General features: G+C 66.5%; 13 protein-coding genes. 6 read left to right on the forward strand and 7 right to left on the reverse strand.

Annotation, left to right across the window (positions count from 1 at the left end):
* Window positions 1–7: 7 nt before the first annotated feature.
* Both mce and Q0316_RS16495 read right to left on the reverse strand, forming a co-directional pair.
* Window positions 8–427 carry a methylmalonyl-CoA epimerase gene (gene mce / locus Q0316_RS16490; protein ID WP_298674394.1) on the reverse strand — a complete coding sequence of 140 codons (420 nt, stop codon included), beginning with the start codon at window positions 425–427 and terminating at the stop codon, window positions 8–10.
* Between the two features lie 27 nt (window positions 428–454).
* Window positions 455–1,981 (reverse strand): acyl-CoA carboxylase subunit beta, encoded by a 1,527-nt coding sequence (locus tag Q0316_RS16495; protein WP_298674395.1) that lies wholly within the window; start codon window positions 1,979–1,981, stop codon window positions 455–457.
* 236 nt (window positions 1,982–2,217) lie between these two features.
* Between Q0316_RS16495 and Q0316_RS16500 the strand changes: the two genes are divergently transcribed.
* Window positions 2,218–3,576 (forward strand): short-chain fatty acyl-CoA regulator family protein, encoded by a 1,359-nt coding sequence (locus tag Q0316_RS16500; RefSeq protein ID WP_298674396.1) that lies wholly within the window; start codon window positions 2,218–2,220, stop codon window positions 3,574–3,576.
* Between the two features lie 25 nt (window positions 3,577–3,601).
* Window positions 3,602–4,087 (forward strand): GNAT family N-acetyltransferase, encoded by a 486-nt coding sequence (locus tag Q0316_RS16505; RefSeq protein ID WP_298674397.1) that lies wholly within the window; start codon window positions 3,602–3,604, stop codon window positions 4,085–4,087.
* Between the two features lie 6 nt (window positions 4,088–4,093).
* Here Q0316_RS16505 and Q0316_RS16510 read toward each other — a convergent pair whose 3' ends face one another.
* Window positions 4,094–5,110, reverse strand: a complete 1,017-nt coding sequence (locus tag Q0316_RS16510; protein WP_298674398.1) for an NAD-dependent epimerase/dehydratase family protein — start codon at window positions 5,108–5,110, stop codon at window positions 4,094–4,096.
* 120 nt (window positions 5,111–5,230) lie between these two features.
* Here Q0316_RS16510 and acs point away from each other — a divergent pair, with 120 nt between their 5' ends.
* The gene (acs, locus tag Q0316_RS16515; RefSeq protein WP_298674399.1) at window positions 5,231–7,168 is read left to right on the forward strand and encodes an acetate--CoA ligase; all 1,938 of its coding nucleotides are present in this window, start codon (window positions 5,231–5,233) and stop codon (window positions 7,166–7,168) included.
* 137 nt (window positions 7,169–7,305) lie between these two features.
* Complete coding sequence (locus Q0316_RS16520) at window positions 7,306–7,539, forward strand: hypothetical protein (RefSeq protein WP_298674400.1); 234 nt, start codon at window positions 7,306–7,308, stop codon at window positions 7,537–7,539.
* A 184-nt stretch (window positions 7,540–7,723) separates the two neighbouring features.
* Here the strand turns inward: Q0316_RS16520 and Q0316_RS16525 are convergent, their stop codons facing one another.
* Together Q0316_RS16525 and Q0316_RS16530 are read right to left on the reverse strand one after the other, a co-directional pair.
* Window positions 7,724–8,464, reverse strand: a complete 741-nt coding sequence (locus tag Q0316_RS16525) for an SDR family oxidoreductase (protein WP_298674401.1) — start codon at window positions 8,462–8,464, stop codon at window positions 7,724–7,726.
* Window positions 8,465–8,588: 124 nt separating this feature from the next.
* Window positions 8,589–9,239, reverse strand: coding sequence for a Crp/Fnr family transcriptional regulator (locus Q0316_RS16530; RefSeq protein WP_298674402.1), 651 nt, complete (start codon window positions 9,237–9,239; stop codon window positions 8,589–8,591).
* A 74-nt stretch (window positions 9,240–9,313) separates the two neighbouring features.
* On the opposite strand from Q0316_RS16530, the gene Q0316_RS16535 reads away from it, so the two are divergent.
* Both Q0316_RS16535 and Q0316_RS16540 read left to right on the forward strand, forming a co-directional pair.
* Window positions 9,314–10,147, forward strand: coding sequence for a TauD/TfdA family dioxygenase (locus tag Q0316_RS16535; protein ID WP_298674403.1), 834 nt, complete (start codon window positions 9,314–9,316; stop codon window positions 10,145–10,147).
* A gap of 146 nt (window positions 10,148–10,293) precedes the next feature.
* Window positions 10,294–10,749 carry a hypothetical protein gene (locus tag Q0316_RS16540; protein WP_298674404.1) on the forward strand — a complete coding sequence of 152 codons (456 nt, stop codon included), beginning with the start codon at window positions 10,294–10,296 and terminating at the stop codon, window positions 10,747–10,749.
* 18 nt (window positions 10,750–10,767) lie between these two features.
* Here the strand turns inward: Q0316_RS16540 and Q0316_RS16545 are convergent, their stop codons facing one another.
* On the reverse strand, window positions 10,768–11,991 hold the full coding sequence (locus Q0316_RS16545; protein WP_298674405.1) for a threonine synthase: 1,224 nt from the start codon (window positions 11,989–11,991) through the stop codon (window positions 10,768–10,770).
* Between the two features lie 42 nt (window positions 11,992–12,033).
* Window positions 12,034–12,573: a nucleotide exchange factor GrpE gene (gene grpE, locus Q0316_RS16550; protein WP_298674406.1), complete on the reverse strand. Its 540-nt coding sequence runs from the start codon at window positions 12,571–12,573 to the stop codon at window positions 12,034–12,036.
* Window positions 12,574–12,579 lie beyond the last annotated feature (6 nt).

The raw sequence follows: 12,579 nt of genomic DNA on the forward strand, positions 1-12,579 counted from the left end.
TCTCTCCTCAGTGGTCGCCTTTGGGCGACTCCATCAACTCGACGAGCATCCCGCCGAAATCCTTGGGGTGGACGAACACGATCGGCGTGCCATGCGCGCCGATGCGCGGCTCGCCGAGCACGGTCGCGCCGTTCGCCTTCATATGCGCCACCGCTTCGTGGATATCCGGCACCTCGAAGCAGACGTGATGCTGCCCGCCCGCCGGGTTCTTCTTCAGGAACCCCGCGATCGGCGATGTCTCGTCATACGGCTCGATCAACTCGATCTGCGTGTTGGGCGCATCGACGAAGCACACCTTCACGCCCTGCGCGGGCAGGTCGAACGGCTCCCCGATCTTCTCCGCGCCGAGCAGCAGGCGATAGGTCTCGATCGACTTGGCGATCGACGGCGTCGCGACGCCGACATGGTTGAGGCGGCCTAGCTTCATTTCTTCATCCTCGCCGGAGCGGCAATATCACAACGGAATATTGTCATGCTTCTTCCACGGGTTCTCCAGGCTCTTGCCGCGGAGTTTCCGCAAGCCCAGCGCGATGCGGCGGCGGGTGGAATGCGGCTGGATCACCTCGTCGATGAAGCCCTTGGCCGCCGCGACGAACGGGTTGGCGAAGCGCGCTTCATATTCGCGGGTCTTTTCCGCGATGCCTTCCTCGTTCAGCCCACGGAAGATGATCTCCACCGCGCCCTTCGCGCCCATCACCGCGATCTCGGCGGTCGGCCACGCGTAATTCAGATCCCCGCGCAGATGCTTCGATGCCATCACGTCATAGGCGCCGCCATAGGCCTTGCGCGTGATGACGGTGATCTTGGGCACGGTCGCCTCGGCATAAGCGAACAGCAGCTTGGCGCCATGCTTGATGATGCCGTTGTGTTCCTGGCTCGTGCCCGGCAGGAAGCCCGGCACGTCCACCAGCGTGACGATCGGGATATCGAACGCGTCGCAGAAGCGCACGAAGCGCGCCGCCTTCTTCGATGAATTGATATCGAGCACGCCCGCCAGCACCATCGGCTGATTGGCGACGAAGCCGACCGACTTGCCCTCGATCCGCCCGAAGCCGCAGATGATGTTCGCCGCATGGCCCGGCTGGATTTCGAAGAACTCGCCCTCGTCCACCACCTTGCGGATCAGCTCGTGCATATCATACGGCTGGTTGGCAGAGGGCGGGATCAGCGTATCGAGGCTCGGCTCCAGCCGGTCCCACGGATCGTCGGTCGGGCGCTCGGGCACGGGCGAGCGGTTCGATTCCGGCAGGTAATCGACGAAATCGCGCACCGCGAGCAGCGCCTCGATATCGTCGTCGAACGCATTGTCGGCAACGCTCGTCTTGGTGGTGTGGGTGACGGCGCCGCCCAGCGCCTCCTGCGTCACCACCTCGTTGGTCACCGTCTTCACCACGTCCGGCCCGGTGACGAACATGTACGAGGAATCCTTCACCATGAAGATGAAGTCGGTCATCGCGGGCGAATAAACCGCGCCGCCCGCGCACGGCCCCATGATGACGCTGATCTGCGGCACCACGCCCGAGGCGAGCACGTTGCGCTGGAACACCTCGGCATAGCCGCCGAGCGAGGCCACGCCCTCCTGAATCCGGGCACCACCCGAATCGTTCAGGCCGATGACAGGCGCGCCGACCTTCATCGCCATGTCCATCACCTTGCAGATCTTCTGCGCATGGCGCTCGGACAGCGACCCGCCGAACACGGTGAAATCCTGGCTGAACAGGAACACGAGGCGCCCGTTGATCGTGCCCGATCCGGTGACGACGCCATCGCCGGGGAAGACCTGATCCTGCATCCCGAAATCGACGCAATTATGCTCGACGAACATGTCGAGTTCCTCGAACGAGCCTTCGTCGAGCAGCACCTCGACGCGTTCGCGCGCGGTGAGCTTGCCCTTGGCGTGCTGCGCGTCGATGCGCTTCTGCCCGCCTCCCGCCCGCGCGGCGGCGCGCTTGCGTTCCAGTTCCTCGATCGTCGACGACATACGCTTCTCCGGGTGCAACGCGCCCTTCCATAGGTGCGCGGGCGGGAAGCGCAAATGTGAACTTGCGAATTTGCGAAAGCGCGATTTGCGAACACTCCCGAACCGCACTATCGTCATTCCCGCGCAGGCGGAATCCAGATGCGCGACCACTACGGCTCCACCGCAAAGGCGTGGAAGAATGGATTCCCGCCTGCGCGGGAATGACGGGAAACGCGGGGAATGACGGGAAAGAGGCGATGCCCAGACTTTACGCCGGCCAGCAATTGCGCGCCCTGCGCCTCACCACGGGGCTGAACCAGCGCGCCATGGCGGCGCGGCTCGGGCTGTCGGTGAGCTATCTCTCGCAGCTCGAAACCGGGGAGCGCCCGCTCACCCCCGCCGTCACCACCGCGCTCGCGCGTCATTATCCACATGCGCTGGCGGCGATCGAGGGCGAGGCGCCCGCGCGGCGGCTGGCGGCGCTGGGCGAGGCGCTGGCCGATCCCGCGCTCGCCCCGCTCGACGCCGATGAGGCCGCGCGGCTGGCGGAGGAGCGCCCCGATCTCGCGGATCGGCTGATCGCGCTCCATGCCGCCAAGCGCGCGGCGGAGGAACGCCTCGCCATCGCGGAGGAATCGATGACCGCGGGCACCGGCGCGCGCCTGCCGTGGGAGGCGGTGCGGGACTGGTTCCACGAAGCGGGGAATTACGTCGATCCGCTCGATCGCGCGGCGGAGGCGCTGGCCGATGCCGCACACAACGGGCTGGCGGACGCGCTGCGCGATCACGGCATCGCGCTCGCCGAGGACAAGAACGAGGATGCCCCCCTCGCCCGGTTCGACCATGCGACCCTCACGCTCAACGCCGCGCTGCCGCCCGAAAGCCGCCGCTTCCTGATCGCCCACCGCCTCGCCGCCACCGCCTTCGCGGACGAGATCGAGACGATCGTGGCCGGTGCCGACGTGCCCGGCGCGGAGGCGCGGCGGCTGCTCGCGGTGGGGCTCGCCAATTATGCGGCGGGGGCGCTGGTGATGCCCTATGCCCCGTTTCGCGCCGAGGCGCGGCGGCTGCGCCACGATATCGACCGGCTCTCGCGCCGCTTCGGAGTGAGCTTCGAGCAGGCGTGCCATCGCCTCTCCACGCTCCAGCGCGCGGGAGCGGAGGGCGTGCCCTTCTATTTCTGCCGCGTCGATATGGCGGGGAACATCACCAAGCGCCATTCCGCCACCCGGCTGCAATTCGCGCGGTTCGGCGGCGCCTGCCCGTTGTGGCATGTGCATGAAGCGGTCGCGATCCCCGATCGCATCCTCGTCCAGCACGCCGAGACGCCCGATGGCGTGCGCTATATCTCGATGGCGAAGGGGCTGGTGAAGCCATCGGGCAGCTTCGCGCGCAGCCCGCGCCGCTACGCCGTGGTGCTGGGCTGCGAGGCGACCCACGCCGCCGATTTCGTCTATGCCGACGCGGTGGACCGCACACGCGCGCCAACACCGATCGGCATTTCCTGCCGCCTGTGCCCGCGCGACGATTGCGACCAGCGCGCCTTCCCGCCGACCGACCGCGCGATCGCGGTGGAGCCGGCGATCCGCCGCGTCGTTCCGTATCGCGTGGTATAAGCAAGCCGAAAGCAGGAGTGATCCCATGCCGGAATATCAATGGCGCGCGATGACAGCGGACGATCTGCCGACGGTCGCCGCGATCTCCGATCGCGTCCACGGCGATTTCACCGAAGACGGCGCGGTCTATGCCGAGCGGCTCGCGCTATATCCCGCCGGTTGCCTGGTTCTTGCCGGGCAGCGCGAGATCGCGGGCTATCTCATCGCCCATCCGTGGCATCGCGCCACCCCGCCCGCGCTTGGCGCGACGCTCGGCGCGATCCCGGCCGACGCGGACAGCTATTACCTACACGATATCGCGCTGCTGCCATCCGCGCGCGGCAGCGGCGCCGGGCGCACGGCGATCGGGCTGGCGATGGATCAGGCGCGCGCCGCCGGGCTTGGCGAGATCGCGCTGATCGCGGTCAACGGCGCGGACAAATTCTGGGCGGCACAGGGTTTCGTTTACGCCGGCCCCGCGCCTTATGGCGCGGATACCTGGCTCATGCATCGGCCCGTTGCGCGCGGCTGATCCGCTTCACACCTTCACGATTCCCATCTCGATCAAGCTGTTGGCGGTATCGACGATCGACTGCTCCTCATCCCGCGTCCGCCAGCCGAGCACCTTCGCGGTATGTTCGGGATCGACCGCGCGCACGCGGCCAAGCTCGCCGACCACCTGTTTGATGCTGCCGTCGAACAGCCCCATCAGCCGCACGACGAAATCGGGGATGCGTCGCTTGGGCACCTTGCGCGCCTTGTCGCCCAGCCGCGCGCGCAGCACCGCGCCGGCTTCCTCCATCATCATGAAGCGCCCACCGCCAAGGAAGCGTTCGCCATCCAGCCCCGGCGTTTCCAGCGCCAGCACATGGAGATCGGCGAGATCGCGCACATCGACCACCGCGAAGCCGATGCGCGGATAGCCGGGGATCGAGCCGTTGAGCAGCCGCTCGACGATCTGGATCGAGGTGGAGAAATCCCCGCTCATCACCGGGCCGAGCACGGCGCTGGGATTGACCGAGCAGAATTCCATCCCCGCGCCGTTTTCGGCCATCCAGTCGCGCGCGGCGCGTTCGGCGATCGTCTTTGATTTCGTATAAGGCGCAACGCCGGGTGCGTTCACGTCAGTCCACTCCTCCTCGGTGAAGGCGACGCCATTCGCCGGCGCATGGCCATAAGCGATCGCCGCCATCGAGGAGGTGAGCACGAAGCGTTTCACCCCGGCCGCTTTCGCAAAGCGCAGCGCGCGCAGCGCGCCATCGCGCGCGGGCGGGATCAGCATCTCGTCCGTCACCTTGCCCAGCGGAAAAGGCGAGGCGACATGCGCGACATGGCTGCATCCGGCCATCGCCTCGGCCCAGCCCGCGTCATGCTCCAGATCGGCGGCGAAGAAACGCAATCTGTCCGCCGGCACGCCCAGCGCGGCGCGGACTTCCGGCTCTTTCGCGAGGTTGCGGATTGTTGCATTCACGTTCCAGCCGCGCTCTGTGAGCCGCTGGATGAGGAAGCCAGCGATATAACCGCTGCCTCCGGTCACGAGCACGGTGCCAGCCATTCGCAATCCTCTCCTGTCCGCGTCTCCTGCGCGGCGCGATGGGTTTTATAGCGAAACCGATGCACTGCCAAGTTGTCCCCCGGCGGCGGCGCGGTTACGGGGGCCGCGAAGGAGAGTCTGATGGTCGAGCAGGAACTGTACCCCGTCCCCGCCGCGTGGAGCGCGAACGCGAAGGTCGATCGCGCGGGTTACGACGCGATGTATCAGGCCAGCCTCAGCGATCCCGACGGGTTCTGGCTGGAACAGGCCCGGCGGCTCGACTGGATCGCCGCCCCCACCAGGGCCGGCGACTGGTCCTTCGACGAGGCCGATTTCCGGATCGAATGGTTCAAGGACGGTGTGCTCAACGTCGCGGCCAATTGCATCGACCGCCACCTTGCCGAACGCGGCGATCAGATCGCCATCATCTGGGAACCGGATGATCCCAGCGAGGAGCCGAAGCGCTTCACCTATCGCCAGCTCCATGCCGAGGTTTGCCGCTTCGCCAATGTGCTGAAGGCGCAAGGGGTGAGGAAGGGCGATCGCGTCACCATCTATCTGCCGATGATCCCCGAGGCCGCGTTCGCGGTGCTGGCCTGCGCGCGGATCGGCGCGATCCACTCGGTGGTGTTCGGCGGCTTCTCCCCCGATGCGCTCGCCGGGCGCATCCAGGATTGCGATTCGAAGCTCGTCATCACCGCAGACGAGGGCCGGCGCGGCGGCAAGCGGGTGCCGCTCAAGGCCAATGTCGATGTGGCGGCGGATCGCGCGCCGAGCCTCGAAAAGGTCATCGTGGTGAAGGCGACCGGCGGCGACGTGGCGATGGGCGCGCGCGACATCTGGTATCACGATGCCGCCGCCGGCATGTCCACCGATTGCCCGCCCGAGCCGATGGGCGCGGAAGACCCGCTGTTCGTGCTCTACACCTCCGGCTCGACCGGCAAGCCCAAGGGCGTGCTGCACACCACCGGCGGCTATCTGCTATGGGCGAGCTTCACCCACGATCTGGTGTTCGATTACCGGCCGGGGAACGTCTTCTGGTGCGCCGCCGATATCGGCTGGGTCACCGGGCACACCTATATCCTCTATGGCCCGCTGGCGAACGGCGCGACGACATTGATGTATGAAGGGCTGCCCAACTGGCCCGACGCGAGCCGCATCTGGCAGGTGGTCGATCGCCATCAGGTCCACACCATCTTCACCGCGCCCACCGCGCTGCGCGCGCTGATGAAGGAGGGCGACGCGCCGGTCCATCGCACCAGCCGCGCGTCGCTGCGCCTGCTCGGCACGGTGGGCGAGCCGATCAACCCCGAAGCGTGGCGCTGGTATCATGATGTCGTCGGCGAGGGCCGCTCGCCGATCGTCGACACCTGGTGGCAGACGGAGACCGGCGGCGCGCTGATCGCCCCGCTCCCCGGCGCGACCGATCTGAAGCCCGGATCGGCGACCCGCCCGCTCCCCGGCGTCCAGCCGCAACTGGTCGACGAAGCGGGCACGGTGCTGGATGGCGCGACGAGCGGCAATCTGTGCATCACCGCGAGCTGGCCCGGCCAGATGCGCACCGTGTGGAACGATCACGCGCGCTTCTTCCAGACCTATTTCACCACCTATCGCGGCAAATATTTCACCGGCGACGGCTGCCGCCGCGACGAGGACGGCTATTACTGGATCACGGGGCGGGTCGACGATGTAATCAACGTCTCGGGCCACCGCATGGGCACCGCGGAGGTGGAAAGCGCCCTGGTGCTTCATCCCAAGGTGGCCGAGGCCGCCGTGGTCGGGATGCCGCACGAGGTTAAGGGTCAGGGCATTTACGCCTATGTCACGCTCAATGCGGGCGAGGCGGCGTCCGATGATCTTAACGCCGCGCTCAGGCAATGGGTGAGGAAGGAGATCGGCCCGATCGCCACGCCCGACGCGATCCAGTTCGCGCCCGGCCTGCCCAAGACGCGCTCGGGCAAGATCATGCGCCGCATCCTGCGCAAGATCGCGGAGGGCGACACATCGAACCTCGGCGACATTTCCACGCTGGCCGACCCCTCCGTGGTGGAGGATCTGGTCGTAAACAGAGTCGGTTAATCCTTCGAATCCCCCGATTCACCTTTCAGAAACATCTTTCGTCCAGGCTCGCCCTTGACGAATCGATTCGAATCGGTCCGGAATGGGGACAGCGGCGCGTAAACAGATGCCGCAAGCGTCCCGGGTCGGGGGGTCAGATGGCTAAGCATGGTTCCGGCACACCACTTCCGCCGGAGGAGATTGAGCGCATTCTGTGGTCGGCGCGCCGCGCCGGCACGATCCTGATTCTCCCGCGCGAGCAGCCCCAGCCAACGATCGACGCCCTCACCGACGAAGGGCTGATCCGCCGCCAGCTCGGCCATATCGTGCTGACCCTGCAAGGCCAGGAACGCCGCCGCAAATGCGCGCACTACATGGCGGCGATGGCGTAAGGGCGGGGCGAGTTAGCCCACTCACGTCTGCCGGCCTACCTCGGACAGCGTGAGCATTTGCTGGCCACAACGATATCGCTCGGGGCTTGGGTCATCGCAATCATTGTGGGGCGGTGCAGCGGGTTTCACTGCAGTTGCGACCGTTCCCGATGCGCTATCCGGAGCCGTCGCCGCGACCGCTCGGTTACGCGCTCCACCCGCCATCAATATTGTATGTGGCTCCAGTGATGAAGCCAGCGTCCGGGGACGCGAGATAGGCAAGGAGACCGGCGACTTCGTCTGCCGTGCCGTGTCGGGGAATGGCCAGCGGTGTACGATTGGCGACGGCGTTAGGGCCATCCGCTGGATTGCGCTCCGTATCGATCGGCCCCGGCTGCACTAGGTTGGCCGTGATGCCTCGCGCCCCCAAATCGCGCGCCAAACCACGAGTCATACCTCCTAGCGCGGCTTTGCTCGCAGCATAGAGCGTTCCCCCGTCGCCGGGCATTCGGTCCGCTACGATGCTGCCGATCGTTATGATGCGCCCGCCTGCTTCCATCACGCTCGACGCCTTTTGGGCCGCAAGGAATGGCGCTCTGACGTTGAGCGCGAAGGTGCGATCGAAAGCGTCATCGGCATATGCGCCGAGCGGGCCGACGATTGCCATACCAGCGACATTCACCAAAACGTCCAGACGGCCAAAGTGCAATACCACTTTGTCGATCGCGTCGATAAGGGCGGCTGAATCGCCGACATCGGCTTGGACCATGCAAACCGCAGCCCCTTGAGCAATCAGTTCGCTTCCAAGGCTCTCCGCCTCGGCGGAGCGACTCAGATAGACAATCGCGACTGACGCACCGTCTGATGCCATTCTTCGACTGATAGCCGCGCCGATCCCGCGCGTCCCACCGATCACAAGGGCGACCTTTCCAACTAGCGACCCCATTCCATCTCCCGCTATCGGCTTGAGAATAGGGCAGCGTAGGCAGCACAAGGGCGGCTTACCAGCACGGGTTTCCAGAGCCCGTCAAACCCGAACCCACCCAATTCACGCCGCCAGCCGCGCGCCATCACTCCACCAGTCGCCGCAGGATCGCGGGCGCGACGATGGTGATCCGCCCATAACCCCGCCCAATCGCGCCACCCCGCTCCAGCGCGGCGAGGTGCGCGTTGGTCGCCTTGCGCGACAGGCCGCACATTTCCGCAAGGTCAGCCTGGCTCACCGCCGCCGCGCCCGCGCCGCCCAGCGCGAGCAGCCGCGCCGCGATGCGGCCGCGCGGGGGAAGCCCGATCAGTTGCGCGGCGAGATGCACCATCGCGTCAAGCTGGCCGTAAACGAGTTCGCTCACCGCGCGCCACAGCAGCGGATGGTCCGCCGCGATGCGTTCCAGCGCGCTGTCCGCGATCAGCAGCACGGTCGCGCGGCGGGCGGCGCGCGCGGTGGCGATGCGCGGGCCGCCACCGCCGCGCCGCGACTGGCCGAACGCGCTTCCGGCGGGCGCGAGGTTGACCAGCACGTCGCGCTCGCTGCCCAGCGACGCTTCGATCCGGAGCGCGCCGTCGAGCACGAGGACCACGCCCGTTTCCTCATCGCCCTCGCCATAGACCCACTGCCCCGCGCCCAGCCGCACGACGCGCCCCGCGCGCAGCAACGCCGCGCGCAACGACGCGGGCAGGTGCGCGAACCAGATACCGCGCAGCGCGAGGGCTTCGACATCCATCGCATGAATGTAACCAAGGTGACATTCCATTGCCAGCGCCCGCGATAGAATGCGCGCAACAAGGAGAGGATGTGATGAGCGACGTACATTTCCGCCCGCTGGCCGATCATGTCGGCGTCGAGGCGCTCGATATTGATCTGAACGCGATCGACGACGCCGCGTTCGGCGCGTTGCGCGGCGCGGTGGCCGATCACGGCATCCTGTTCGTCCGCGATCAGCAGCTTACGCCCGAACAGCATATCGCCTTCGCGCGGCGCTGGGGCGATATCGACGTCAACAATTATTTCCCCGCCAACGGCAGCTATCCCGAGATCGCCGAGGTCCGCAAATCGGAGACGCAGACCACCAATATCGGCGGCGGCTGGCATACCGATCACACTTACGATCAGGTGCCGGCGATGGGCTCGATCCTGCTCGCGCGGGAAACCCCGCCGACCGGCGGCGACACCTTGTTCGCCAGCATGGGCGCGGCGTTCGATGCGCTGTCCGACGGGCTGAAGCAGACGTTGCGCGGGCTGCGCGCGGTCCATTCGGCGGATCATATCTACAGCGCCGACGGCATTTACGCGCAGACCGATCAGGCCGCCGATCTCAAGGGCCATGATATCCACACCCACGCCGTCCATCCCGTCGCGCTGCGCCATCCGCGCACGGGCCGCGAACTGCTGTACGTCAACCCGGCGTTCACGCTGCATTTCGAAGGCTGGACGCGCGAGGAAAGTATGCCGCTGCTGCAATATCTCTACAGCGTGGCGATGCGACCGGAATTTCACTGCCGTGTGCAATGGGCGCCCGGCTCGATCGCGGTGTGGGACAATCGCTCCACCTGGCATTATGCGATGAACGATTATCAGGGGCACCGCCGGCTGATGCACCGTATCACGATCGCGGGAGAACCACTGGAATAAGCGGGGAAAGACCTACGTAATTCCCCCAATCAACACCGTGCCCGCGATGGGATATCGTTTCGCCTTCGTAAATGCGTGCGTGAAACCATATTCGCTTCGCGGGCGCTGATGCTGGCATCAATCCCCCGCCGAGCGGGAGAATGACGATGATCCGCAAATCCTCATATCTGCTGGCCGGCATCGCCGGCGCCCTTTGCGTGACCGCCGCGACCGCCAAGCAATGGGTCGATTATTCACCGGCCAAGGGCTTTTGGGAGATCAACGCGATCGAATGCGATCCCAATCATGTCGACGATTATCTCACCGGGCTGCGCCGCACCCAGGCGCCCGTTTTCGAGGCGCTGAAACGCCGCGGGCTGATCGACGATTATAAATTCCTCACCCGCAACGGCTATGTGAAGAATTCGCCGAGCGTCGTCATCATGGCGCATTTCACCAGCGCCGACGCGATGGAGCCGAACAAGGCGCGCGACGAAGCGATCGAGAAGGAAATCACCGCCGGCATGAGCGAGGCCGACGCCAAGGCCGCCGTCTCCGGCTATGAGAAATATCGCACCTTCATCGACGATGCGACCTATCAGGAAGTGCGGTTCGCCAAATAGCGCGCTCCCGCCCGCCCGTCACAGCCGGTCGAAGTCGATCGGCGTGTGGCGGTCGAGCGTGCGCGGCGCTTCCGGCATCGGATATTTGAGCCCGGTGGCGCAGTTGAACAGCACGACCTCCTCATCCGCATCGACCTCGCCGTCGCGCAGCGCCTGGCGATAGGCGGCGAGCGTCGCGCCGCCTTCGGGGCAGAGCAGCAGCCCGTCCTTGCGCGCGCAATCGTCCACCGCCCGCAGGATCGCGGGATCGCCGACCGCGAGCGCCTTGCCGCCGCTTTCGCGCACCGCGCGCAGGATCAGGAAATCGCCCACCGCGCGCGGCACGCGGATGCCCGCGGCGACGGTATGCGCATCCTCCCAACGCTCGGCATGTTCCTCACCCGCCTCGAACGCGCGCACCATCGGCGCGCAACCCGCCGCCTGCACGGCATACATGCGCGGTCGCTCGCTGCCGATCCAGCCGAGCCGCTCCAGCTCGTCGAACGCCTTCCACATGCCGATAAGGCCGGTGCCGCCGCCGGTGGGATAGAAGATCGCCCTGGGCAGCCGCCAGCCGAGTTGCGCGGCCAGTTCCAGCCCCATCGTCTTCTTGCCCTCGATCCGATACGGCTCCTTGAGCGTCGAGAAATCGAACCAGCGCCCCTCGCCCGCGCCCTTGCCGACGATCGCGCCGCAATCGTCGATCAGGCCGTTGACGCGCCACACCCGCGCGCCCTGCGCCGCGATTTCGCGGACGTTCACTTCCGGCGTATCCTCCGGGCAGAACACGATCGTCTCGATCCCCACGCGCGTGGCATAGGCCGCGAGCGCCGCGCCGGCATTGCCGTTGGTCGGCATGGCGATGCGGGTGACGCCAAGCTCCTTCGCCATCGCCACCGCCATCACCAGCCCGCGCGCCTTGAAGCTGCCGGTCGGCAATCGCCCCTCGTCCTTCACCAGCACGTTCGCGCCGCCGCTCGCCGCGATCGGCACCAGCGGCGTTTCGACCTCGCCGAGGCTCACCACATTTTCCGTCCGTCGCACCGGCAGCAATTCGCGCCAGCGCCACAGATCGGTTTCGCGTGCGGAAAGCGTATCACGGCTGAGCGCCGCCTTCACGCCCGCGAGATCGTAGCGCACCAGCAAGGGCCGGCCTGCGCGCGACAGGCCGTGGAGCTGATCCGCCTCGTAACGCTCGCCGGTCAGCGAGCATTCGAGATGCGTGACGAAGGTTGGCCGGTCAGCCGTGAGGTTCGCGTTCATCCGGCCAATACCCCTTTTTTGAGAATTCGTGGGAAAGCGCGCTCAGCCGGCGGCCTTGGCGACACCGACCAGCGCCGGACGCAGCAGCCGATCGCGGATCATCCAGCCCGATTGCATTTCCTGCACGATCGAGCCGGGCGCGGCATCGGTCGAGGGAATCTCGACCATCGCCTGATGCCGGTTGGGATCGAGCTGCTCGCCCAGCGCGTTGATCCGGGTGATGCCGTGGCGCTGGAACACATTGGCCAGTTCGCGCATCGTCGCCTCCAGCCCGGCGACGAGGCCCTTGAGCTTTTCATCCTCGCGCAGTTCCGCCGGGATCGCCGCCAACCCGCGCTCCATATTGTCGCTCACCGACAGGATATCGCGCGCGAAGCTGGTCGCGGCATAGGCGCGCGCGTCGGCGGCGTCCTTTTCCGCGCGGCGGCGCACATTCTGCACCTCCGCCTGCGCATAAAGCGCCTGCTGCTTCGCCTCTGCGAGCGCGGCCTCCAGTTCGCTGGCGCGATCGTGCTCCGCCACTTCGGGCGCCGCCTCGGCGGTTTCGTCGCGCAGGTTCTCGGTCGTATTCTCGTCGGTCATCATATT

Origin of the sequence: uncultured Sphingomonas sp. (genome assembly GCF_937871615.1) — a bacterium.
GTDB lineage: Bacteria > Pseudomonadota > Alphaproteobacteria > Sphingomonadales > Sphingomonadaceae > Sphingomonas.